This window comes from Collimonas humicola, assembly GCF_018304945.1.
In the GTDB taxonomy this organism is placed as follows: Bacteria; Pseudomonadota; Gammaproteobacteria; order Burkholderiales; family Burkholderiaceae_D; genus Collimonas; species Collimonas humicola.
Window position 1 is genome coordinate 102,324 of the sequence record NZ_JAGQEE010000005.1, and the last position, 23,669, is coordinate 125,992.

Here is a 23,669-nt window from a genome sequence, read left to right on the forward strand (position 1 = left end):
GCGAAGCGCCTGCCGCCTTGTACGCCTTTCGGCGTTAAATTGGCATAAAATGGCAGCCAACTGATTATTTGAAGCTGTCCGACGAAGAATAACAAAAAGCCAAGGATGGCGAAGGCAATTGTGAAGATTTCTTATCATCAAACTAGAGGTTGTTATGTCCAATGCAATACAGATGGGTGCTACCCAGGGGGCGGCTTACGTCATCTCCTTTGAAAATCTGCGGATGACGGATGTCGAGTCCGTCGGCGGCAAAAATGCATCACTGGGTGAAATGATCAGCCAGCTGGCTGGCGCCGGAGTACGGGTGCCGGGCGGCTTCGCAACCACGGCGCAGGCGTTCCGCGACTTCCTGTCGCATAGCGTCGACGGTGGGCCGGCCCTGGCCGACCGTATCGCCGAACGCCTGGCGACGCTGAACATTGAAGATGTACGAGCACTGGCGCAAGCCGGCGCCGAGATCCGTCAATGGATCGTGGAAACCCCGTTCCAGCCGCGCCTGGAACAGGAAATCAACGATTTCTACAAGCGCCTGGTGGCGGATTCCTCCAGCGAGATGTCGTTTGCCGTGCGCTCTTCCGCGACGGCCGAAGATTTGCCGGACGCTTCATTTGCCGGCCAGCAAGAAACTTTCCTCAACGTGGTCGGCATCGAGAACGTGCTGGAAGCCATGAAGCACGTGTTCGCGTCCCTGTATAACGACCGCGCGATTTCCTATCGCGTGCACAAAGGCTTTACCCATGCCGAAGTCGCCTTGTCGGCCGGCGTGCAGCGCATGGTGCGTTCCGATGTCGGCGCCGCCGGCGTCATGTTCACCCTGGATACCGAATCCGGCTTCAAGGACGTGGTCTTCATCACGTCCAGCTACGGCCTGGGCGAAACCGTGGTGCAGGGCGCCGTCAATCCGGACGAATTCTATGTCCACAAGCCGATGCTGGAACAAGGCAAGCTGCCTATCATCCGCCGCAATATCGGCTCCAAGCTGATCAAGATGGAGTTCACCGGCGAAGCCAAGGCCGGCCGTTCGGTCAAGACCGTCGACGTGCCTATCGAGCTGCGCAACCGCTACTCGCTCAACGATAACGAAATCGTCGAGCTGGCCAAGTACGCCGCCATCATCGAGAAGCACTATGAGCGTCCGATGGATATCGAATGGGGCAAGGATGGCCGCGACGGCAAGCTGTACATCTTGCAGGCGCGTCCGGAAACAGTGAAGTCGCAGGAAAAATCCACCGATGCGCAGCAGCGTTTCAAGCTCAAGGGCGTCGGCACCGTGCTGACCCATGGCCGCGCCATCGGCCAGAAGATCGGCGCCGGTCCGGTGCGCGTGATTCACGATGCTTCCGAAATGGAGCGGGTGCAGCCAGGCGACGTGCTGGTGGCCGACATGACCGATCCTAACTGGGAACCGGTGATGAAGCGCGCTTCCGCCATCGTCACCAACCGCGGCGGTCGTACCTGCCACGCGGCGATCATCGCGCGCGAGCTGGGTGTGCCTGCCGTGGTCGGCTGCGGCGACGCTACCGACGTGCTGAAGGATGGCACGCTGGTCACCGTCTCCTGCGCCGAAGGCGATGAAGGCAAGATCTACGACGGCCTGCTGGAAACCGAGGTCTCCGAAGTGGCGCGCGGTGAATTGCCGGCGCTGCCTTTGAAGATCATGATGAATGTCGGCAATCCGCAACTGGCTTTCGACTTCCAGTCGATCCCCAACGGCGGCGTCGGCCTGGCGCGCCTGGAATTCATCATCAACAACAATATCGGCGTGCACCCGCGCGCGATCCTGGAATATCCGAACATCGACGCCGACCTCAAGAAGGCGGTCGAGTCGGTCGCCCGCGGCCACGCTTCGCCGAAGGCATTCTATGTCGACAAGCTGGCGGAAGGCATCGCCACCATCGCCGCTGCTTTCTGGCCGAAGAAGGTCATCGTGCGCCTGTCCGACTTCAAGTCGAACGAGTACAAGAAGCTGATCGGCGGTTCGCGCTACGAGCCGGATGAAGAAAACCCGATGCTCGGTTTCCGCGGCGCGGCGCGTTACCTGGCCAGCGATTTTGCCGAAGCATTCGAAATGGAATGCCAGGCCATGAAGCGGGTACGCAACGACATGGGCCTGACCAATGTCGAGATCATGGTGCCTTTCGTCCGCACCCTGGGACAAGCCGAGAAAGTCATCGGCCTGCTGGGCAAGAACGGCCTGGTGCGCGGCGAGAACGGCTTGCGCGTGATCATGATGTGCGAAGTGCCGTCGAACGCCATCCTGGCGGATCAGTTCCTCGAGCATTTCGATGGCTTCTCGATCGGCTCCAATGACCTGACCCAGCTGACCCTGGGCCTGGACCGCGATTCCGGCATGGAATTGCTGGCGGCTGATTTCGACGAGCGCGATCCGGCCATCCTGGCCTTGCTGGAAAAGGTGATTGCGACCTGTATCGCCAAGGGCAAGTACGTCGGCATTTGCGGCCAGGGCCCATCGGACCATCCTGACTTTGCCGAGTGGCTGATGAAGCAAGGCATCGAATCGATTTCCCTGAATCCTGATTCGGTGATCGATACCTGGCAGAAGCTGGCGGCCGCGCAATAAAGGTGCTACACGGGACGATGATTCGTCCCGGCTACAAGAAACGCGAGCCCTGTGCTCGCGTTTTTATTTTCAGAGCCCGACACCAGCCTGCTTGCCTAGCAAGACATGCAAGGATTCGGCTACGCGCAGTATCAGGTTTTGCCAGTCGCCGGCTTGTTTTTGCCTGAACAGCCTTGCACTCGGATACCACGGACTGTCTTCGCGATCCAGCAGCCAGCGCCAGTCGGGCACCCACGGCAAGAGTATCCAGACCGGCAGGCCCAGCGCGCCGCTCAGGTGAGCGATGGAGGTGTCGACGCTGATCACCAGGTCGAGATTGGCGATGATCGCCGCAGTGTCGTCAAAGCCGTCGATATCGGCCGCGGGCAGCCGCAGCTTGGGGTTCTGCTGCAGGAAGGCGAGGTCGCTCTCCCGCACTTCCTTCTGAATCAGGAAAAAATCGGCATGCAGTTCCAGCAGCGGCATAAAATCCTGCAGCGGCATGGAGCGCCGGTGATCGTTGGTATTGCCCGGATTGCCGGAGCAGACCAGGCCGATCTTCATCTTGCCGTTGGCAAAATCCTGCCGGCTTCTCCATTGCTCTTGCTTGGTCTTGTCGGCGTGCAGATAGGGCGGGCCGGCCGGGATGCTGGCCAGGTCAGTCTTGAACACCAGCGGCAAACTCATCAACGGCGTCTGGCAGTCGACCGCCGGCACGTTCTCGCCTATGGCGATGACCTGGAAACCGCCCATGGTCCGGGCGATGGTTTTCAGGGCAGGATCGACTTCCAGGATGACCTCCGCCCCTAGCGCGGCAACCAGGGCCGCGTAGCGGCAAAACTGGATGGTGTCGCCCAGCCCTTGTTCGGACCACAGCAGGATCCGTTTGCCGGCAATGGGCTGCTGGCCCAGCCAGAGTGGGATGGCGGTATGGCGCGGGGTATCGGCATTGCCTTTTTTCCAGCGGTATTCATAGCTTTGCCAGCCGGCGTCGAATTGCCCCAGCACCAGCTGCGACAGCGACTGGTTGGACAGCACGTCGGCATAGTCGCTTTGCAGATCCAATGCACGGCGGTAGCTGGCGAGCGCCTGCTCATGGCGTTTCATGCGGCTCAGGGTAAGGCCGTGATCGCCCCAGGCTTCGGCGTTGCCGGGCGCCAGCGCCAGCCCCTGTTCATGGTCGCTCAGGGCTTCCTCATAACGCTCCAGCTTGTGCAGGATGACGGCGCGGTCCAGCCGGTAGGCGGCGCTGTCCGGCGCCAGGGATACCGCGCGGTCGGCGCAGGCCAGCGCTTCCGTGTAGCGTTCCAGCTTGTCCAGCGCCAGGCTTTTCTTGTACCAGGCATCCGCCATGGCCGGTTGCAGCGCCAGCGCCTTGTCCAGGCACAGCAGCGCCTCGTCGAAATGCCGCAGCTGGTAGTAGATGGCGCCCTTGTGGGCCCAGCCGTCGGCATAGTCGGGCCAGTGCGCCAGCGCCTGCTCCAGGCAGGCCAGCGCCTCCAGATGACGCTGGAGGTTGATCAGGGCGACCGTCTTGGCCAGCAGGATTTCCGGTTTCACGTAGCCCAGGGCGATGATGCGTTCATAGCCTTGCAGCGCAGCGGCGAATGCGCCGGACTCGAACTGCACGCGGGCGAGTTTGTAATGCAGCGAGACGTTGCCGGCATCCAGCGCCAGCGCTTTCTGGAACAGGCCGATCGCGGCGGGGCGCTGGCCGGTTGCGGCATAGATCACGCCGAGGATATGCAGGGCGTCAAAATCGGCCGGCTTGCTTTGCAAGATGTTCTTGAGGACTTGTTCGGCCTGCCTGGTATTTCCATTTTGGAAATCCCGATAAGCTTGTTGAATGATATTGATTGTGTTCATGTACTTGAATAAGTGCAGCCCGGATCAGGGGCAGTGCCTATGGGCGAGACCAGAGCATAGCATTTCACCAGGCCCAAGGCGGCCTGACCGGATCTGTTTGTTGATTGTCCGCATCAAGAAATCACGTGTTTATTTATCAATTGGATTACACTATGTGCTCTACATAACGGAAAGCAATATATGGCTGGATGGGTGATGTGGATGTTGGCGGCCGGGGTGCTGATCGTGGCGGAATTGGCGACTACCACCCTGTATCTGTTGATGGTGGCGATTGGCCTGGCAACGGGCGGCGTCGCCGCGCTGATCGGCCTGGATGTCGAGTGGCAGCTGCTGGTCGCGGCCGTGGTTGCGTTGGCGGCCACTTACCTGTTGCGCCGCAGCCGTTTCGGCAAGCGTTCGCGCATCAAGGCCGAGCGCGATCCTAACGTCAATCTGGACATCGGCCAGTCTGTCACAGTCGACCAGTGGCAGCACGATGCCGCCAGCGACGGCGCCGGCGGCGAGTTCACCGCGCGCATCCGCTATCGCGGCGCCATGTGGGATGTCGAGCTGGCGCCGACGGCGACTGCCCGCGCCGGCTTGTTCTATATCCAGGAAATACGCGGTAGCCGGCTGATCGTCGGCAACAGCCCGGATCGGCACTAGAACTTCTTTCGCCCGTGGCGAACGCACCTGTTCTCAATTCAAAATTCAAAAGGAAAAAATCATGTTTGGAAGCGTCTCGTTAGTCCTGCTGGTGATCGTCATCATCTTTATCGCCAAGACCATCAAAGTGGTGCCGCAGCAGCATGCGTGGGTGGTCGAACGCCTGGGCAAATACCATGCGACCCTTGGGCCGGGCTTGAACATCGTGGTGCCCTTCGTCGACCGCGTCGCCTACAAGCACGTCCTGAAAGAAATCCCGCTGGATGTGCCGCCGCAGGTTTGCATCACGCGCGACAATACGCAGTTGCAGGTCGATGGCATCCTGTACTTCCAGATTACCGATGCGATGCGCGCTTCCTACGGTTCTTCCAACTACATCGCCGCCATCACGCAGCTGGCGCAAACCACCTTGCGTTCGGTGATCGGCAAGATGGAGCTGGACAAGACCTTTGAAGAACGCGATCACATCAACACCACCATCGTCAGCGCCATCGACGAATCCGCCGCCAACTGGGGCGTCAAGGTGCTGCGCTATGAAATCAAGGACTTGACGCCGCCGAAGGAAATCCTGCATGCGATGCAGGCGCAGATCACTGCCGAGCGCGAGAAGCGGGCGCTGATTGCCGCATCGGAAGGGCGCAAGCAGGAGCAGATCAATATCGCCACCGGCGAGCGCGAAGCGTCGATCGCCAAGTCGGAAGGTGAAAAGCAGGCTTCCATCAACCGCGCCCAGGGCCAGGCTGCAGCGATCCTGTCGATTGCCGAAGCCAGCGCCGAAGCGATCCGCAAGACCGCCGCAGCGATCCAGTCGCCGGGTGGTTCGGATGCGGTGAACCTGAAAGTGGCCGAGCAGTATGTGGCGGCATTCGGCCAGCTCGCGAAGACCAATAATTCGATCATCGTGCCGGCCAATATGGGCGATATCAGCGGCCTGATCGCCACCGCCTTGCAAGTGGTCAAATCCCAGACCAAATCTTAATTAACTCAAGTACGGCAAAAAAATGCGGCCCCGGCGAAACCTGAATTTCGCCGGGGCCGTTTCTTATTGGGGCTGGCTTAGCGCCTGTGCTGCTTCATCGCAGCCTGCACTTCACGTTCGCCGTCGCGCTGGCGTTCGGTGTCGCGCTTGTCGTGCTGCTTCTTGCCCTTGGCCAGGCCGATTTCGCATTTGATGCGGCCGCGCAGGTAATGCAGGTTGATCGGCACCAGCGTATAGCCGGAACGCTCGACCTTGATGATCAGCTTCCTGATTTCTTCCGCGTGCAGCAGCAGCTTGCGGGTGCGTACCGCTTCCGGGTGCACATGGCTGGAAGCGCTGAGGAGGGCGCTGATGTGGGCGCCGAACAGGAAAATTTCACCGTTGCGGACGATGACGTAGGACTCTTTCAGGTTGGCGCGGCCGGCGCGGATGGCTTTCACTTCCCAGCCGTGCAGTTCCATGCCTGCCTCGAAACGCTCTTCGATGAAGTAATCGTGGAAGACTTTTTTGTTGTCAATAATGCTCATGTAGTAGGAAAATCGCGCAGGTCGGTTAAAATTTCAAGTTGTGATTCTATCAAACGGTTGATATTCAATGGCAGTAGTGCATAAAACGGTACTTTTGGGGTACAGCGCAGAGCAGATGTTTGCGCTGGTCGATCGGGTGGAAGACTACCCGCAGTTCCTGCCGTGGTGCGGCGGCGTCGATGTGCGTGAACGCGCTGCCGGCAAATTGGTGGCGACACTGAACATACATTACCACGGTATCAAGCAATCGTTTACTACTGAAAACAGCAACACGCCGCCCAGCGCAATGCAGATGCGCCTGGTGGAAGGGCCGTTCAAGCACCTCGATGGCAACTGGATTTTCAAGGCCCTGCGCGCCGATGCCTGCAAGATCGAATTCGATCTGCATTACGAGTTTTCCAGCAAGATCCTGGAAAAGCTGATCGGCCCGGTATTCGGCATGATCGCCAACAGCTTCGTCGATTCTTTCTGCAAGCGCGCAGACGCTGTCTATGGCCACCATGAGTGAATCCGCAACGGGCGCAGCTAGCGACGCCGGGCAGATACGGATACAGGTCTGCTACGCCACACCCTCAATCCAGGCACTGAAGGAGTTGTCGGTGCCGGCGGGCACCTTGCTGCACGATGGCATCAAGCGCAGCGGCCTGCTGGAAGAGATACGCGAAATCGACCTCAGCTGCTGGCGCGTAGGCATCTACGGCAAACTGAAGGCGCTGGATACGGTGCTGCGCGACCGGGACCGGATCGAAATCTATCGGCCGCTGATTGCCGATCCGATGGAATCGAGGCGCAAGCGCGCCGACAAAAAAGCCCGCTAGGCAGCGGGCTTTTTTACGCCATTCGATGCGTTATTGGCATTCGTTCAGGACGGCCCTGTTGTCAGCGGTCTGCTTCGCGCGCTGGTCATCGTTCATATAGGAACGCTGGCCGTTGGCGTCGGTCTGGGCGATGCGCGTGCCGGAATCCAGGGTGCGCTGGTTGGCGCGCGCGCGCGCGCAGTTTTCGGCCTTGTCCGAGGCTTGTTTGGCTTCCTGTGCGGTTTTCTTGTTCTTCTCGGCCTGCTCAGCCTTGCGTTTCTGATAGGCGGCGTCCTGCTCGGCTACGGTCGGAGGGGCAGCTTGGGCCGTTTTTGCATCTGCCGCGCTGTCAGCCGCGCCATCGCTTGCTTCGGTGCTGCCGATGCCGCGCGGCAGGCTTTGTCCCGGCGTCTTGAGAATCCGCTTGTTCGGCACCGAGGTCGGCGGCGGCATGTCTGAATACTGTTTCACGCCCTTTTCGTCCAGCCAGATGAATTGCGCCAGGGCAGAGGTCGCTACGCCCAGCAAGACTAGCGCAGCAGCGGTGGAGAAAACGTGTTTCAGGCGAATGGCATTCATTGCTAATCCTTGGAGCGGGAGGGTTTGTTGAATAGAAGCGCAGATTTCGCCATGATTCATCCGGCGTGTCAATCAAACGATAGTGCTTTGTGGAAATATTTTCTCCTGACCGCGTAAAATCACGCAAGGTTAGGCGACTTGCGCGGATTTCTGTATAATTCGCTTTTGCGCCTATAGGAAAAACTATGCGTCTACTTCAGAAAGCACTCACGTTCGATGACGTGCTCTTAGTTCCGGCTTATTCGGACGTCCTCCCCAAAGACACTACCCTCAAAACACGTCTGTCCCGCAATATCGATATCAACATTCCGTTGCTGTCGGCTGCGATGGATACCGTGACTGAAGCGCGGCTGGCTATCGCCATGGCGCAAGAGGGCGGCATCGGCATCATCCACAAGAACCTGACCGCGCAGGAGCAGGCGCGCGAAGTGTCCAAGGTCAAGCGTTTCGAATCCGGCGTGGTGCGCGATCCGATCACGATCCCGCCCAACATGCGCATCCGTGAAGTGATGGCCTTGTCAGAACTGCATGGCATCAGCGGTTTCCCGGTGGTCGAAGGCAATCGCCTGGTCGGCATCATCACCAACCGCGACCTGCGTTTTGAAGAAGAGCTGGACGCCGAAGTCAGCGCCAAGATGACGCCGCGCGACAAGCTGGTCTACGTCAAGGACGGCGCCGATCTGTCGGAAGCCAAGCGCCTGATGAACAAGCACCGCCTGGAACGCGTGATGGTGGTCAACGACGCTTTCGAGCTGCGCGGCCTGATCACGGTCAAGGATATCCAGAAATCGACCTCGCACCCGCTGGCCTCCAAGGACAGCCAGGGCAAGCTGCGCGTAGGCGCTGCGGTGGGCGTTGGCGCCGATAACGAAGAACGCATCGAACTGCTGGTGAAAGCCGGCGTCGACGTCATCGTGGTCGATACCGCGCACGGCCACTCCAAGGGCGTGCTGGACCGCGTCAAGTGGGTCAAGCAGAATTTCCCGCAGGTTGAAGTCATCGGCGGCAACATCGCTACCGCCGCTGCCGCCAAGGCGCTGGCAGACCATGGCGCCGACGGCGTCAAGGTCGGCATCGGTCCGGGCTCGATCTGCACCACGCGTATCGTCGCCGGTGTCGGTGTGCCGCAGATTTCCGCCATCTCCAACGTTGCGCAAGCGCTCAAGGGTACTGGCATTCCATGTATCGCCGACGGCGGTATCCGTTTCTCGGGCGACATCGCCAAGGCGCTGGCCGCCGGCGCCTCGACCGTGATGATGGGCAGCATGTTCGCCGGCACTGAAGAAGCGCCGGGCGAAGTGATCCTGTTCCAGGGCCGCAGCTACAAGTCGTATCGCGGCATGGGCAGCCTGGGTGCGATGTCGGACGGTTCCGCCGACCGCTACTTCCAGGACTCCGCCAACAAGGCTGACAAATTCGTTCCTGAAGGTATCGAAGGCCGGGTGCCTTACAAGGGCAGCGTCCTGACGATCCTGTACCAGCTGATCGGCGGCGTGCGTTCTTCCATGGGTTACTGCGGTTGCGCCACCATCGACGAGCTGCGCGAGAAAGCTGAATTCGTGGAAATCACCTCGGCCGGCATGCGCGAATCGCATGTCCATGACGTCCAGATTACCAAGGAAGCGCCTAACTATCGGACCGACTGATAGCGGGGTTGTTCAGTGATCTAGTCCAGGAACGCGCCACCTGCGGGGAAACCGCCGGTGGCGCGTGCACTTTAAATAGGACTTGCGTAAAACGGCCCCAGCGGCGTTGCTCCTCCTCGCCGTACTGTCTTCGTCGTCAGGGTTTGGCAAGCTCGTTGCAGGAACCGTTTTGCGCAAGTCCTATTACAGATTCTTATTTTTTGCTAAATCAGCCACCAGGCATCCATCATGCACTCAAAAATCCTCATCCTCGATTTCGGCTCCCAGGTAACCCAACTGATCGCACGCCGCGTGCGCGATGCTGGTGTGTTTTCCGAAGTGTTTCCCTACGATGTGTCCGATGAATTCGTCCGCAACTACGGCGCTTCCGGCATCATCCTGTCGGGCGGTCCGAACAGCGTCACCGACGGCGACACCCCGCGCGCGCCGCAAGCGGTGTTCGAGCTGGGCGTGCCGGTCCTCGGCATCTGCTACGGCATGCAGACCATGGCCGAGCAGTTGGGCGGCAAGGTCGAGATGGGCAAGGTCCGCGAGTTCGGCTACGCCGAAGTGCGCGCCCGCGGCCACAGCGCGCTGCTGGAAGGCATCAGCGACTTCGTGACACCGGAATCGCACTCCATGCTGAAAGTCTGGATGAGCCACGGCGACAAGGTCAACCACATGCCGCCCGGCTTCAAGCTGATGGCATCGACCCCGAACTGCCCGATCGCCGGCATGGCCGACGACGAGCGCCGCTTCTATGCAGTGCAGTTCCACCCGGAAGTCACCCACACGGTCAAGGGCGAAGCGATCCTGGGCCGCTTCGTGATCGATATCTGCGGCTGCAAGCCGGACTGGAACATGCCGGACTATATCGCCGAAGCGGTTGAATCCATCCGCAAGCAGGTCGGCAGCGACGAAGTGATCCTCGGCCTCTCCGGCGGCGTCGACAGCAGCGTTGCCGCGGCCCTGATCCATCGCGCCATCGGCGACCAGCTGACCTGCGTCTTTGTCGACCACGGCCTGCTGCGCCTGGACGAAGGCAAGATGGTGATGGAAATGTTTGCCGAAAACCTCGGCGTGAAAGTGATCCATGTCGATGCGTCGGCACAGTTCATGGGCCACCTGGCCGGCGTCACCGATCCCGAAGCCAAGCGCAAGATCATCGGCCGCGAATTCGTCGAAGTGTTCCAGGTCGAATCGGCCAAGCTGAAGAATGCCAAATGGCTGGCGCAAGGCACCATCTACCCTGACGTCATCGAAAGCGCCGGCAAGGGCAAGAACGCCGCCCATACCATCAAGAGCCACCACAACGTCGGCGGCCTGCCGGAAACCCTCAACCTGCAATTGCTGGAGCCGCTGCGCGAACTGTTCAAGGACGAAGTGCGCAAGCTCGGCGTCGCCCTCGGCCTGCCGCACGCGATGGTGTACCGCCACCCGTTCCCGGGCCCGGGCCTGGGCGTGCGCATCCTCGGCGAAGTCAAAAAGGAATTCGCCGACCTGCTGCGCCGCGCCGACGCCATCTTTATCGAAGAGCTGCGCAACACCAAGGACGACGCCGACGAATCCTGGTACGACAAGACCAGCCAGGCGTTCGCGGTTTTCCTGCCGGTCAAGTCAGTCGGTGTGATGGGCGACGGCCGCACTTACGAATACGTGGTGGCCCTGCGCGCAGTGCAGACGCAAGACTTCATGACCGCGCACTGGGCGCATCTGCCGCATGAGTTGCTGGGGCGGGTGTCGAACCGCATCATCAATGAAGTGCGTGGGATCAATCGCGTGGTTTACGATATCTCGGGCAAGCCGCCTGCGACTATCGAGTGGGAGTGATTTGATGCCTAGCGCTCGCTAGTACTCAACAGTAGTAAATGCCTGAAAGCCCGCGTAAATGCGGGCTTTTTTTCGCTTCATGGTTTTGCATTGACTGGCATGCCGAAGAGTCTATCGCTGGTTCGACAAAATAACCCCAGCCAGACCTAGGCCATTTAAGACAAAGCATGGCTGTTTCAGCCAACCAGCATGGCGGTATTTGACAAGGTCGAATAACTTGCCGATGGGCGCCGGCAAATCTGGCCCGCCGTCAACGCCAAGCAGATTTCATGGGTTCTGAAACTGCGCCGCCGGGCCGCCGGCTGTGCCGGTTTCAGCAACTGAGATAACTCTCTTTTCTGCACGTCCTCGGCAATCATCGTCGTTTCAATTTTTCTTCAACGGATATCTTCCTGGGCCGGCGACGCGTACAGGATGGGTTTCTAGTTGATTTTTCCCGATCTCTCCTAGGTGTTTTGTCCTGCCCATTCCGGACTAAAAGAGCCAGTCGGTCCTGCTTAAATAGGGACTGATCGTCCATGTACTTGTTTTTTCGGCTACCTATACTCGTTTCAAGGATGCAGGGATTGCAGTCCGATTGAAAATCGAGTCGAACCATGAACAACCCAAATGGAGAAGAGCATGCGATTAATCGACGAACTATCGCATGCCCTCAAGCGTTTCTTCAAGAGAGAGGACGGTGCGTCCCTTATCGAGTGCGCACTGATCGGAGCACTTGTCATTGTGGTCTGCACGCTGGTGCTGCTCGCCTTGGCGAAGAATGTGTAAAAGGACGTCTTGGACGCAGGCCGTAACCGGTTACCGGTCACGTTTCATTTGCATCGCTACTGAGAGAGATCATGCAAGCATTCCAGTCACTACTCGAACTTCTCGGCATGCTCGTCATGGATCCTCGCACGGGTGTCTTGATTGCTTTGCTGGTCGTTGCTTCAATCTGCGATTTCCGGTTCTACAGGATTCCGAATTGGCTAACGGCAAGCGGCACGGCATTCGGCTTGATTTACAACACGATGGTTCCCATTTCGCTGCACATCGGTGTTTTATGGGCATTCGAGGGTCTGTTGCTTGGTTTGCTCATGACATTGCCGCTGTATGTGCTCAAGGTCATGGGAGCGGGGGATGTAAAGCTGATGGCCATGGTCGGCGCATTCCTGGGTGTCCCCGCAATATTTTATGCGGCCATATCCACCTTTATTGTCGGCGGGATCTTTGCCTTGGGATTCGCGCTGTTTCACAGAGCCTTGGGACGGATGCTGGGCAACGTAAAGAATATCGCGCAGACCATGATGCTGTCGGCAATCGGGGGCATCAAGCCGGAAATCCGCCTGGAAGCAAGCCAGTCGGTAGGGAAGCTGCCCTATGGCATCAGCATCGGCATAGGCGCCACAGGCTATATGGTGGCACGGCAACTAGGTTATTTGTAGCTTGCAAAACAAACCTGACTGGGATTGAAAATGAAAAACGTCAAAGCAATCGGATTGCTCATGCTGGCAGCGCTGATCGGTCTGGGAGCCGCTGTATACGCGGCAGGGTGGGTGTCGAGGCAAGGCAATATCGCATCCAATAAAGTCGTGATCGCGGCGTCCGACATCGAACTGGGAAGCCGGATCAATGCACAGATGCTGTCGACCGTCGACTGGCCGAGCGGATCGGTGCCCGCCGGCGCTTTCAAGGAAATCAAGGATTTGCAGGATCGGGTGGTGAAAGTCGGTGTGCTGCGCGGTGAGGCAATCCTCGACGGCAAGCTGGCGCCGGTTGGCACGCAAGGAGGGCTCTCCGCGGTGATTGCCGAAGGCAAGCGGGCAATGACGGTCAGGGTCAATGACGTGGTTGGCGTGGCTGGATTCGCGCTTCCAGGCAACTATGTAGACGTCGTGGTGAACGCGCAGCAGGACAAGAGCAAGGGGGAAGAAGGCAAGCAGATCAGCAAGACCGTGCTGGAACACGTACTGGTGCTGGCTGTGGCGCAGGAAGCCGGCCGCGACGATACCAAGCCTAAGGTGGTCAGCGCGGTGACGCTTGAGCTGACGCTGGAGGATTCGGAAAAGCTGGACCTGGCGCGCAGCGTCGGCACGCTGTCGCTGGTGCTGCGCAACCAGGTGGACAAGAACACGGTAACCACCACAGGCATCACCAAGAACCAGCTGTTCGGAGAACCTGCGGAACAGATCGCATTGCCGATTAAAGTCGCGACCGCCAGGCCCAGGGTGGCGCGCAGCAAACCGGCAATGGCGCCAGCCTCGGAATGCGTCGAGGTAATCCAGAACGGCAGCCGGGCGCTCAACTGTTTTTAAATAAAATAATCTAGGGAGCAGTTCAAGTGAACAATAACTACAGAAATGTGATTTTCTTCGCTGCGCTGGCCTTGTCCAATGGTGCGTTCGCGGCCAGCGCGCCTTTCATTAACCAGGCTTCAGGCTCTTCCGTCCTGAAACCATGCGGATCTGTGACGGTCGACCCCGTCACTTACGTCACTCTTGGCAAATCGAAGGTCATCGGCCTGGACATCCGCGCAGCGCGGATGCTGGTCGGCGGCCAGTCTTCCAGCCGTGCGGGCCGGCCGGTGGCTTCGAATGACAAGAACGCGCCGCCGGCGCCGGCGAATGCGCCACCGGCTCCGCCGCAGGCGGCTTCGGACGGCGTGGCGGACGTGGATATCACGCTGCTCAGTCCTACCGAACTGTTCTTTCTCGGGAAGAAGGCCGGATCGATGAATGTGGTCTTGCAAAGCGCCGACGGACGCTGCGTCATCAAGGACATCGTCGTTACGATCGATCCTGAAACCTTGCAATCGAAGCTGACCGAATTGATGCCTGAAGAAACCGGGATCAAGGTGCGAGGCGCGGAAAATGCATTGGTGCTGACCGGCAAGGTGAGCGATGCCGCCAAGCTCGATGAAGCCATCAGCCTGGCCACTGCCTACGGCGACGGCAAGAAGGTGGTCAACATGCTGCGCATCATGACGCCGCAGCAGGTCATGCTGGAAGTGAAGATCGCCGAAGTCAGCAAGACGCTGCTCGACAAGCTCGGGTCCAGCGTCAGCCTGACCCGTCCCAGCAGCGGCGGAGGGAGCGTCTATTCCTTGCTGTCCAATTTCCTCAGCAATGGCGGCGGCCTGCTGCAGGCCTTGAAGATAGGCAGGACAGCGGTAAATCTCGACGGTCAAAAGGATGACGGCCTGGTGCGGGTGCTGGCTGAGCCCAACATCATGGCCATCAGCGGCCAGCAGGCCAGTTTCCTGTCGGGCGGCAAGATTTTCATTCCCGTATCCCAGACCAACAACGCTGGCGTGCCCACCATCACGCTGGAAGAAAAGGAATTCGGCATCGGCGTGAAGTTCACCCCCACGGTGCTGGACGGCACCCGCATCAACCTGAAGATGATCTCGGAAGTATCGGATCTGTCGCAGCTCGGTTCGCCGTTCACGACTGTCGGCGGCGTCACTGCGGTGCTGCCATCGCTCACGGTGCGGCGGGCGGACACCACCGTGCAGCTCAACGACGGACAAAGCTTCGCCATTGCCGGCCTGATCAAGAACAATGTCACGGAAACTATGAAGCGCTTCCCCGGCCTGGGCGAGGTGCCGGTCCTGGGGGCGCTGTTCAGGAGTTCCGAGTTCCAGACCGACCAGACGGAACTGCTGTTCGTGATTACGCCGCATCTGGTGAAGCCGCTGGCGGAAGTACCTGCGCTGCCAACGGATAATCATGTTGTGCCTAGCCGTGCGGCAGTCTATTTCAACGGCAGCGTGGAAGGTTCGGCTCCAGCACAAGCTCCTGCCCAAGCCCAAGCCCAAGCCCAAGCCCAAGCCCAAGCCCAAGCCCAAGCCCAAGCCCAAGCCCAAGCCCAAGTTCCGGCTCCGGTTCCTGCGCCAGCCCCGGCAGCCGGTTCTGAAGACGCCGCCGCAACTACTGCAGCCAAATAAGAGGAAAGTCCATGAACAAGCTCGCAATCGCACTGTTGCTGGTCCTGACAGCAGGCTGCTCGACGGTTACCCCCAACTACGACGCCAAGTTCGGCGAAGCCGTACGCACTGCCAAACTCAAGATGATCATCAATCCCGACGCCGGCAAGAATCCGGACCAGGTGGCGGGCATGGATGGCAAAGCGGCCAGGGAGGCCATCAATCTCTATCAGGGAAGCTTCAAGGCGCCGCCGCCGACGGTCAACGTCATCAATATCGGCGGCAGCCTTGGCGCCTCCCAGTAACGCCGGAATGATGCATCGCCGATTTGAATGATGGAGGCAGCAGGATAAGCTGCCAGTGGCAAAGGGAGTCCTTTTTTGCGGGTTTTTGCAGGGGAAGCAGGTTGTAGCCAAGCAGTACCAGAGCAGTAAATTTCGATTCACACTTAATCTGAAGGGGTAAAGAAATGAACGCTAATCTTAAATTAATCAAGCATTCCGTCCGTTCCTTCGCACAAGACGAAGAAGGCGCCCAAGTCGTCGAATACGCGTTGATCATCGCTGTCGTGTCGATTGCGCTGGTCGTGGCATTGAAGGCGCTTACGGCCAACGGCGGCGGTTTCGCGACTTTTATTACTCGCGTCACAAACTGCCTGACGACAGCGACATGCGCTTGATCTCAGTTGGTGTCGGCGAGGCGGCCGTACGGCCGGCTCGTCTACCAGTTCAAAAGGAGATTGTCATGTTTTATCAATTCTTGCAGGACGAAGACGGCGCCCAGGTCGTCGAGTACGCATTGATCATTGCTGTCGTATCCATAGCACTGGTCATAGCGCTCCAAGCTCTGACCACAGGCAACAGCTTTTCGAGTTTCATTACTCGCGTAGCAACCTGCCTGACGGGCGGGACCTGTACTTGATTTTTGCCAAAATCGAAATCCCGAAAAACCTATTAAAAGGCATTATCGTGGACCGTATTGTTATCCAGCGCCAGTATCGTCGCCAGAGCGGGGCCGTGATAGTTACCGTATCGCTCGTCCTGCTGTTTTTGCTGGGCTTCATGGCCATTGCCTTGGACTTTGGCCATCTTTTTGTCGTGAAAACAGAGCTGCAGACGGCGATGGACAGTTGTGCGCTGGCGGCTGCGCAAGAGCTTGACGGCGAGGGCACCGCGCTGACGCGGGCCACCAATGCCGGCATTACCGCCGGCAACCTGAATAATGTCAATTTCCAGTCCGTCACATGGAGTGGCAAAGGCATGGTGACAGCTACGGATATCAGTTTCAAGGATGCCGCCTATGGCGCCACTACCGTTGCGGCGAACGCCAGATATGCGCAATGCCAGCATACGCAATCGGGCGTGAACATGTGGCTGCTGCAGTCCATGGGGGCTTTTTCCGGCAACACGGCTGCTTACAAGAATACCCAAAATGTGCTGGCGTCCGCGGTAGCGGTTCGTGCCAGCGCCCAGACCACTTGCCCGGTTCCGGTCGGGCTCAAGCCCAAGACGGGCGGGACTGCGCCGAATTACGGATTCCAGGTCGGCGAGTGGGTCACCATGATCGGCAACGGGACGGCGGTTAATGGTGAAATGGGTTGGTACAACTTGAACGGCAGCACGAATGCCAGCGAGACAAAGACGGAACTTGGCGAACCAGGATATTGCGGCACCAAGCTAGGCGACACATTGGGAACGCCGGGCATCCAGTCTTCTGTGGACACTGTATGGAATTACCGCTTCGGCATTTACAAGAACAATGATCCCGGCCCCAGCGTCGATCATCCGGATTTTTCAGGCTACGCGTATACCTCGGCCAATTGGACCAACGCAGTCCCGCAAAACGCCTGGTCGGGAACGCCGGCAGCGGGCTCGGATCCGAGTGCAGCCAGTTTCACGACGAAACGTGCGGCCTTTGCCTCTTATGACGATACAGGAACCAGCGTGAGCAAAGGGGACACCATTACAGGCTTGAGTATGAAAGGCGGTTTCAAGACACTGGCCACGCCAGGCGCCGGCGGACAGCACAATTTGTATGGCTTTAGCAGAAGGCTGGTGACCGCGCCGGTTGTCGACGCCTCGAATAAGGTGATTGATTACGCATGCATGTTCATGCTGCAACCGTTGAGCGGACCGACAGTATCCGTGCAATTGGAATACCGGGGCAATGCCGGCGCCGTGGGCAGCCCATGTACGACGAATGGCTTGGCCGGCGGTTCGGCCGGCCCGCTGGTGCCGGTTCTAGTGCGATAGGAGAGCAGTCATGAAAACCAGGCAGAAAGGCACGGCGATCGTTGAATTTGCCCTGATCCTGCCATTGCTGTTGCTGCTCGCTTGCATCACGACGGAATTTGGCCGGGCGATGTTCCAGTACAACACGATCACCAAGTCGGTGCGCGATGCGGTCCGCTATCTATCGGTGCAGACGCCGGGAACACATATCACCGAAGCGCAGAATCTGGTGGTGTACGGCAATATTGCCGGGACGGGAACACCTTTAGTGCTTGGTCTCACCACTGCCAACGTGCTGACGCCGACCTGGCAGACGGCCGGCTCCAATCCGCTGATCAACACGGTGAAGATTACGGTCAGCGGCTATAAATTCGTTCCTCTGTATGGCAGCGTGTTTGGTATCGCGTTTGCGGACGCGACAGGAAAAATCTCATATGGCAATATCAGCGCCACCATGCGGAGCTCGATATGAATAAGCATTTGAATCGGCAATCGCAGTCCGGAGCCACCGTCGTCGAATTCGCCCTGGTGATGATTGTTTTCCTGACTTTTCTGCTGGGGATCACCGATTTCAGCCGCATGCTGTTTACCTGGAGCGCGGCGACCGAGGCCACCCGGGCCGGAGCGCGCTATGCGGTGGTCTGCGACGACACCACCCAGAAGGCGAAAGTCCTGGCGAAGATGCAGGCGCTGCTGCCGCAGATCGCCGACATCAACCTGGCGTGGAGCCCTGCGGCATGTACTGCGGCGACTTGCGTAGGGGTGACGGTAACGATTACCAGCCTCAATTATCAGTGGATCTCGCCCATCGCCGGCAGTGCTGCGCGTGCTGCAATCACGATGCCAGTCTTTTCCACCTATTTGCCGCGGGAAATAATGCGAATGGATCCGAACAGCGCTGCAATCTGTTCTTAAACCTAGGGAAATGAAAATGAAGATCGCGGTGATTTCTCCGAACATCAACAGCCTGCAGGAAATGGGCAGGATCCTGGGAACATGCTCGCACTCGGCTACTTTGGTTGAGGGCGGCAAAAGCCGGATGCGCATCGTCGCTGAACAGGAGCAGCCGGACCTGATGCTGGTCGAGGGCATGTGCTGCGATCCGGCGGAACTGGCCCAGGTCGAATATGTCACTACCCATCACCCCAGCATTGCCGTGATCCTGCTTTGCGCTACCCATACGCCGGAATTCCTGATCAACTCGATGCGCGCCGGCGTGCGGGAAGTGCTGCCCTCGCCGGTGACGCCTGCCGCGCTGGAAGCCGCTGTCGGCCGTATCGCGGCCAAGCGCATCGGCGGCCGCGTCAAGGCTCCCGGCAGGATATTGGCGTTCATGCCTTGCAAGGGCGGCAGCGGCGCCACTTTCCTGGCAACCAATCTCGGTTGGCAGCTGGCGGAAACCAAATCCGTCCTGCTGATCGATCTCAACCTGCAATTCGGCGAAGCGCTGTCGTTCGTGCATGACGGCGACCCCGCCTCGACCGTGGCCGACGTCGCTCGCGACATCAGCCGGCTGGATGCGACCTTCCTGGCGGCCAGCACTGTCAGGGTAGCGCCGAACTACAGCATACTGGCGGCGCCCGAGGATCCTGCGCAAGCCATGGAGCTGAAGCCGGAACATATCGATGCCATCCTCAACCTGGCGGTTACGCAATACGACTTTATCTTGCTTGATGCAGGCCGCAACCTGGACACCCTGACGATCAAGGCGCTGGATCGCGCCGACCGCATTTTCCCGGTGCTGCAGGCAGGCTTGCCCTATCTGAGGAATGCCAAGAAGCTGCTGGCGATATTCAGGTCTTTGGGTTATCCGGCGAACAAGGTCGAGCTGATTGTCAACCGCTTCGAGAAGAGCGGTGAAATCGGCGTCGATCGCATACGAAATTCCTTGGGCGCGGTCACCCTGCACACTGTTCCCAATTCGTATAAAGAGGTCAATGACTCTATCAATCACGGCGACCCGATGATTGAAACGGCGCGTTCCAACGCCGTGACCAAGAACCTGGCTGCGTTCGCGCTGTCGCTGAGCCCCAGGGAAGAAGAAAGCCGCAGCCTGCTGGGCCGATTGTTCAGGCGGGCCTAAGCAGAGCCATGCATTTCCAGCCGCCACCGGCGTGAGCCAGCGAGCATAACCGGAGCATATAAAATGTCTTTTCGAGAAAAACTGAACGCCGTCAGGATAGAACCGGCTGAGCAGCCCCAAGGGCAGGTGGCAAGCGATGCGTACAAGATGCTGAAGGGCAGGATGCATCTCAAGCTGCTGGACAAATTCGATTTGACGGCGCTGGAAACATTGGCCCCGGAGATGCTGCGGCAAGAGATCACCACGATGATCGAGCGCCTGCTGCAGGAAGAGCAAGCGTTGATCAACGACGTCGAGCGACGCACGCTGATCCGCGACATCCAGCATGAAATGCTTGGATTCGGTCCGCTTGAATTGCTGATGGCCGATCCGACCGTATCCGATATCCTGGTCAACTCCTACGAACAGATCTATGTGGAGCGCAGGGGCAAGCTGGAACTTACCAACGTCACCTTTACCGATGAGAAGCATCTGCTGCGCATCATCGACAAGATCGTGTCCCTGGTGGGCCGTCGGATTGACGAGTCCAGCCCTATGGTGGACGCCAGGCTGCCTGACGGTTCCCGGGTCAATGCGGTGATTCCGCCGGTGGCACTGGATGGGCCCATGATGTCGATCCGCCGGTTTGCGCATATTCCCCTCAAAATGAGCAACCTGGTCGACGAATACAAGAGCTTGACTGCGGAAATGGCGTTCATGCTGGAAGGCTTGAGCAAGGCGAAGATCAACATGATCATCTCCGGCGGCACCGGCTCCGGCAAGACGACCTTGCTGAACATCCTGTCCGGATACATTCCGGTATCGGAGCGCATCGTCACGATCGAAGACGCGGCCGAGCTGCAGATGCAGCAGCCGCACGTGGTGCGCATGGAAACGCGGCCGATGAATATCGAGGGCAAGGGCGAAATTACCCAGCGCGCGCTGGTGCGCAACGCGCTGCGCATGCGGCCCGACCGGATCGTGATTGGCGAAGTGCGCGGCGCCGAAGCTGCCGACATGCTGCAAGCCATGAACACCGGCCATGAGGGATCGCTCACTACCATCCACGCCAATACGCCGCGGGATGCGCTTTCCAGGCTGGAAAACATGGTTGGCATGGCGAACCTGAATCTGCCGCATAAGGCCGCGCGCCAGCAGATTGCTTCCGCCATCACGGTCATGATTCAATCCATCAGGCTGATCGACGGCAAGCGGAAGATCACCAGCATCCAGGAACTGACGGGCATGGAGGGCGACATCATTACCATGCAAGAGATTTTCGCCTTCAAGCAAACCGGGATTGGCGTCGATGGCGAGGTCCAGGGCTATTTTCATGCGACGGGAGTGAGGCCGAAGTTTGCCGAACGGTTGCGCTCGTTTGGCGTGATATTGCCGGACGCCATGTTCGATCCCACCAAACGCTACCAATGAAAGGAGCGGCAATCATGCTGCAATCAATTGGCGGCAACGCCTTCCTGATATTGTCGGTGCTCGTCTTCGTCGCCGTGGTCCTGCTGCTGGAGGGCCTGTTCATGATGTGGAGATCATACCGAGGGCCGCAAGCGAGGAAAATTGCGAAGCGGTTGCAGGCGCTCTCTGCTTCTCTTGATAAAAGCAAGCAATCGCAACTGTTGAAACAACGGATGCTGAGCGAGATACCGGTATTCGAACGGATATTGCTGAACCTGCCCAGGGCGCGCAGGCTGGACAGGTTCATTCTCCAGGCGGGGCTCGACTGGACCGTATCCAAGCTTTTGCTGTCATGCCTGGCATTGGCCGTGGCGGGCTGCCTGGCGATGACTTTCCTGGCCCGTCAATCCATCCTGCCGGCGGCCGCGGTCGGCATTGCGCTGGCGGCGCTGCCTCCGCTATATGTGCGTCATAAGCGCCGCCGCCGCCTGGTCAAGATTGAGCAGCAGCTGCCTGATGTGCTTGACCTGATCACCAGGGCTTTGCGTTCCGGCCATGCTTTTTCGTCCGGCCTGCAAATGGCCGGGGAAGAAATGGCGGAGCCGATTGCCGGCGAATTCCGCATTGTCCACGATGAAGTCAATTTCGGCGTATCGCTGCAGCAGGCCCTGACCAACCTGAGCGAACGGGTGCCGATTACCGATCTGCGTTACTTCGTGGTCGCCGTGCTGATTCAGCGCGATTCAGGCGGCAACCTGACCGATGTGCTGGGGAACCTGAGCCGCTTGATCCGTGAGCGCCTGAAGCTGCTGGCCAGGGTGAAGGTGCTGTCGTCCGAGGGCCGCCTGTCGGCCTGGATACTGGGGCTCATGCCATTCGCATTGGGCGCTGCCATGAGTCTCCTGAATCCGGATTTCATGGCGCCGCTGTGGCACGATCCTATCGGCATCGCCATCATCAAATACATGCTCGTCTTGATGGTGATCGGTATTTTTGTCTTGAGAAAAATAATCAAGATACGGGTGTAAGGGAGAACGACATGCTGATACTTTCCGTACTTGTTTTCTTTACGGTGACGCTGGGACTGGCAGGATTGTTTCTCTGGCTGGCGCCAACCAAGACCGAGCAACGGTTGCAGGCCATGTCCGATCCGGCCGAGAAACCGCGCTGGACGGAGACCATGGTGAATCTGGTCGGTCCGTTTGCGAACCTGTCTTCGCCGACCGGTAATTGGGAGGCATCGCCGCTGCGGATCAAGTTTTTCAATGCTGGAATCCGGCATGGCGATGCCCGGCTGGTTTATTTTGGAATCAAGACCTTGCTGCCGCTGGTGTTTGCGGTGTTTGCCTTCCTGGCCCTGAGCACCATGACGCAATACGACGGCATGGCGCTTTTGCTGTACCTGATGCTGGCCGCCATGATCGGCTGTTACCTGCCTAACGTTTTACTTCATTGGAAAATAAAAATGCGCAGGCGCGAAATTTTCGAGAGTTTTCCCGATGCCGCCGACCTGATGCTGGTGTGCATCGAAGCAGGCCTGGGACTGGACGCCGGTCTCACCAAGGTAGCCGATGAAATCAGGATCAAGAGTGTCGCCTTGGCGGAGGAGCTGCATTTGACTAACCTGGAGATGAGGGCGGGCGGCACCCGCGAGAAGTCATTGCGCAATCTCGCGCTGCGCACAGGGGTTGAGGAAATTGGCATATTCGCTTCCATGCTGACGCAGGCAGACAAATTCGGCACAAGCATCGGCGAATCGTTGCGGGTATTTTCCGACGACCTGCGGCACAAAAGGCAAATACGCGCCGAGGAAACGGCCGCCAAGGTTCCGACAAAAATGCTGTTTCCCCTGGTGGTGTTCATATTCCCGTCGATTATCATGGTCATCATGGGGCCGGCCGTGATCCAGATTATCCGCACCATCATGCCGATGCTGAGCGGAATCCATTGAGCCGCGATTTGCTAGGGAAGGGGATTTCCCAGCTGATGCTTGATTGCATACACGTATAGTTCAAGTCGATTGCTCACGCCCAGCTTGTGGTATATCGATGTCAAATGATTGCACAAGGTGTGTTCGGATATATATAGCCGTTGCGAAAGCGCTTTGTTCGAAGCGCCGCTTCCCTCGACGATCGTGCGGATGATTTTTTGCTCCTTGGCTGTCAGGGTATCCTTCTTTTCCGTTTCGGGATCAGGCTTGCGGACAGCGACTGGATTCATGAGTTCGCCGAATACCCTGCCCAGCGTCTCGCGGTCAAGCCACAGCTCGCCCTGATGGGTTTTTTCGATCGCCTTCAGCACCTGTTCCGCCGGCACGTCTTTGCGCAGCACCCCGCGGGCGCCGCGAAGAACTGCGACGTCCAGCGTCGATTGTTTGCGTTCGGCGGTCAAGATCAGCACGCGCGACACCAGATTCGACAGCAGGGCTGGAATAATATCGAGGGCGTCTTTCCCGTCCAGGTCAAGGTCCAGCAAAATGACGTCGGGAACCAACTGATCGATTTTCGCAAGCGCTTCTTCGCAGGTTCTTGCGGTTCCGACCACTTCCATTTTCGGTTTTTCGCCATCGATCAGTTTGCTCAATCCCCACAACATCGTCTGGTGATCGTCTATGAGCATTACGCGAATGGTTGCGTCCGCCGGTTTCATGGCCT

Annotated in this window: 25 protein-coding genes; 21 read left to right on the top strand and 4 right to left on the bottom strand. The window is 58.7% G+C overall.

What is annotated here, in order from left to right; all coding sequences use genetic code 11:
• Positions 1–172 precede the first annotated feature (172 nt).
• Complete coding sequence (gene ppsA / locus KHU30_RS16270) at positions 173–2,581, top strand: phosphoenolpyruvate synthase (RefSeq protein WP_211443895.1); 2,409 nt, start codon at positions 173–175, stop codon at positions 2,579–2,581.
• A 69-nt stretch (positions 2,582–2,650) separates the two neighbouring features.
• Here ppsA and KHU30_RS16275 read toward each other — a convergent pair whose 3' ends face one another.
• Positions 2,651–4,426, bottom strand: a complete 1,776-nt coding sequence (locus KHU30_RS16275; protein ID WP_211443682.1) for a tetratricopeptide repeat protein — start codon at positions 4,424–4,426, stop codon at positions 2,651–2,653.
• A 180-nt stretch (positions 4,427–4,606) separates the two neighbouring features.
• Here KHU30_RS16275 and KHU30_RS16280 point away from each other — a divergent pair, with 180 nt between their 5' ends.
• Positions 4,607–5,071 (top strand): NfeD family protein, encoded by a 465-nt coding sequence (locus KHU30_RS16280; protein ID WP_211443683.1) that lies wholly within the window; start codon positions 4,607–4,609, stop codon positions 5,069–5,071.
• Positions 5,072–5,132: 61 nt separating this feature from the next.
• Positions 5,133–6,050: an SPFH domain-containing protein gene (locus tag KHU30_RS16285; protein ID WP_211443684.1), complete on the top strand. Its 918-nt coding sequence runs from the start codon at positions 5,133–5,135 to the stop codon at positions 6,048–6,050.
• Between the two features lie 77 nt (positions 6,051–6,127).
• Here KHU30_RS16285 and smpB read toward each other — a convergent pair whose 3' ends face one another.
• Positions 6,128–6,577 (bottom strand): SsrA-binding protein SmpB, encoded by a 450-nt coding sequence (gene smpB / locus KHU30_RS16290; RefSeq protein WP_038491015.1) that lies wholly within the window; start codon positions 6,575–6,577, stop codon positions 6,128–6,130.
• A gap of 67 nt (positions 6,578–6,644) precedes the next feature.
• Here smpB and KHU30_RS16295 point away from each other — a divergent pair, with 67 nt between their 5' ends.
• Complete coding sequence (locus KHU30_RS16295; protein ID WP_211443685.1) at positions 6,645–7,085, top strand: type II toxin-antitoxin system RatA family toxin; 441 nt, start codon at positions 6,645–6,647, stop codon at positions 7,083–7,085.
• Entirely contained in the window at positions 7,078–7,395 is a 318-nt protein-coding gene (locus KHU30_RS16300) for an RnfH family protein (RefSeq protein ID WP_211443686.1), read from the top strand. Before KHU30_RS16295 ends, KHU30_RS16300 begins: the two co-directional genes overlap by 8 nt.
• Positions 7,396–7,425: 30 nt before the next feature.
• Here KHU30_RS16300 and KHU30_RS16305 read toward each other — a convergent pair whose 3' ends face one another.
• Entirely contained in the window at positions 7,426–7,953 is a 528-nt protein-coding gene (locus tag KHU30_RS16305) for a DUF4124 domain-containing protein (RefSeq protein WP_230427424.1), read from the bottom strand.
• 185 nt (positions 7,954–8,138) lie between these two features.
• Here KHU30_RS16305 and guaB point away from each other — a divergent pair, with 185 nt between their 5' ends.
• The 16 genes from guaB (at position 8,139) to KHU30_RS16385 (ending at position 22,966) form a co-directional block, all read left to right on the top strand.
• On the top strand, positions 8,139–9,599 hold the full coding sequence (gene guaB, locus KHU30_RS16310; RefSeq protein ID WP_061533967.1) for an IMP dehydrogenase: 1,461 nt from the start codon (positions 8,139–8,141) through the stop codon (positions 9,597–9,599).
• Between the two features lie 228 nt (positions 9,600–9,827).
• Positions 9,828–11,408 carry a glutamine-hydrolyzing GMP synthase gene (gene guaA, locus KHU30_RS16315; protein WP_211443688.1) on the top strand — a complete coding sequence of 527 codons (1,581 nt, stop codon included), beginning with the start codon at positions 9,828–9,830 and terminating at the stop codon, positions 11,406–11,408.
• Between the two features lie 621 nt (positions 11,409–12,029).
• Positions 12,030–12,176 carry a Flp family type IVb pilin gene (locus KHU30_RS16320; protein WP_211443689.1) on the top strand — a complete coding sequence of 49 codons (147 nt, stop codon included), beginning with the start codon at positions 12,030–12,032 and terminating at the stop codon, positions 12,174–12,176.
• A gap of 71 nt (positions 12,177–12,247) precedes the next feature.
• Positions 12,248–12,832, top strand: a complete 585-nt coding sequence (locus KHU30_RS16325) for an A24 family peptidase (protein ID WP_211443690.1) — start codon at positions 12,248–12,250, stop codon at positions 12,830–12,832.
• A 30-nt stretch (positions 12,833–12,862) separates the two neighbouring features.
• Positions 12,863–13,702: a Flp pilus assembly protein CpaB gene (gene cpaB / locus KHU30_RS16330; RefSeq protein WP_211443691.1), complete on the top strand. Its 840-nt coding sequence runs from the start codon at positions 12,863–12,865 to the stop codon at positions 13,700–13,702.
• Between the two features lie 26 nt (positions 13,703–13,728).
• Positions 13,729–15,333, top strand: a complete 1,605-nt coding sequence (locus KHU30_RS16335) for a type II and III secretion system protein family protein (RefSeq protein WP_329956689.1) — start codon at positions 13,729–13,731, stop codon at positions 15,331–15,333.
• An 11-nt stretch (positions 15,334–15,344) separates the two neighbouring features.
• Positions 15,345–15,617: a hypothetical protein gene (locus tag KHU30_RS16340; protein ID WP_211443692.1), complete on the top strand. Its 273-nt coding sequence runs from the start codon at positions 15,345–15,347 to the stop codon at positions 15,615–15,617.
• A gap of 164 nt (positions 15,618–15,781) precedes the next feature.
• A complete protein-coding gene (locus tag KHU30_RS16345) occupies positions 15,782–15,991 on the top strand; it encodes a Flp family type IVb pilin (protein WP_211443693.1) in 210 nt (69 codons plus the stop codon).
• 65 nt (positions 15,992–16,056) lie between these two features.
• A complete protein-coding gene (locus KHU30_RS16350; protein ID WP_211443694.1) occupies positions 16,057–16,233 on the top strand; it encodes a Flp family type IVb pilin in 177 nt (58 codons plus the stop codon).
• Positions 16,230–17,564, top strand: a complete 1,335-nt coding sequence (locus KHU30_RS16355; RefSeq protein ID WP_230427425.1) for a pilus assembly protein TadG-related protein — start codon at positions 16,230–16,232, stop codon at positions 17,562–17,564. Before KHU30_RS16350 ends, KHU30_RS16355 begins: the two co-directional genes overlap by 4 nt.
• Before the next feature lie 10 nt (positions 17,565–17,574).
• The gene (locus KHU30_RS16360; protein WP_211443695.1) at positions 17,575–18,015 is read left to right on the top strand and encodes a TadE/TadG family type IV pilus assembly protein; all 441 of its coding nucleotides are present in this window, start codon (positions 17,575–17,577) and stop codon (positions 18,013–18,015) included.
• Positions 18,012–18,458, top strand: coding sequence for a TadE/TadG family type IV pilus assembly protein (locus KHU30_RS16365; RefSeq protein WP_211443696.1), 447 nt, complete (start codon positions 18,012–18,014; stop codon positions 18,456–18,458). The genes KHU30_RS16360 and KHU30_RS16365 overlap by 4 nt, the downstream gene beginning before the upstream one ends.
• Before the next feature lie 10 nt (positions 18,459–18,468).
• A complete protein-coding gene (locus KHU30_RS16370) occupies positions 18,469–19,626 on the top strand; it encodes an AAA family ATPase (RefSeq protein ID WP_230427426.1) in 1,158 nt (385 codons plus the stop codon).
• Positions 19,627–19,689: 63 nt separating this feature from the next.
• A complete protein-coding gene (locus KHU30_RS16375) occupies positions 19,690–21,036 on the top strand; it encodes a CpaF family protein (protein WP_211443697.1) in 1,347 nt (448 codons plus the stop codon).
• 14 nt (positions 21,037–21,050) lie between these two features.
• Entirely contained in the window at positions 21,051–22,043 is a 993-nt protein-coding gene (locus KHU30_RS16380; RefSeq protein WP_211443698.1) for a type II secretion system F family protein, read from the top strand.
• 11 nt (positions 22,044–22,054) lie between these two features.
• Complete coding sequence (locus KHU30_RS16385) at positions 22,055–22,966, top strand: type II secretion system F family protein (RefSeq protein WP_211443699.1); 912 nt, start codon at positions 22,055–22,057, stop codon at positions 22,964–22,966.
• An 11-nt stretch (positions 22,967–22,977) separates the two neighbouring features.
• On the opposite strand, the gene KHU30_RS16390 is transcribed toward KHU30_RS16385, so the two are convergent.
• Entirely contained in the window at positions 22,978–23,664 is a 687-nt protein-coding gene (locus KHU30_RS16390; protein WP_211443700.1) for a response regulator, read from the bottom strand.
• Between the last annotated feature and the right edge of the window lie 5 nt (positions 23,665–23,669).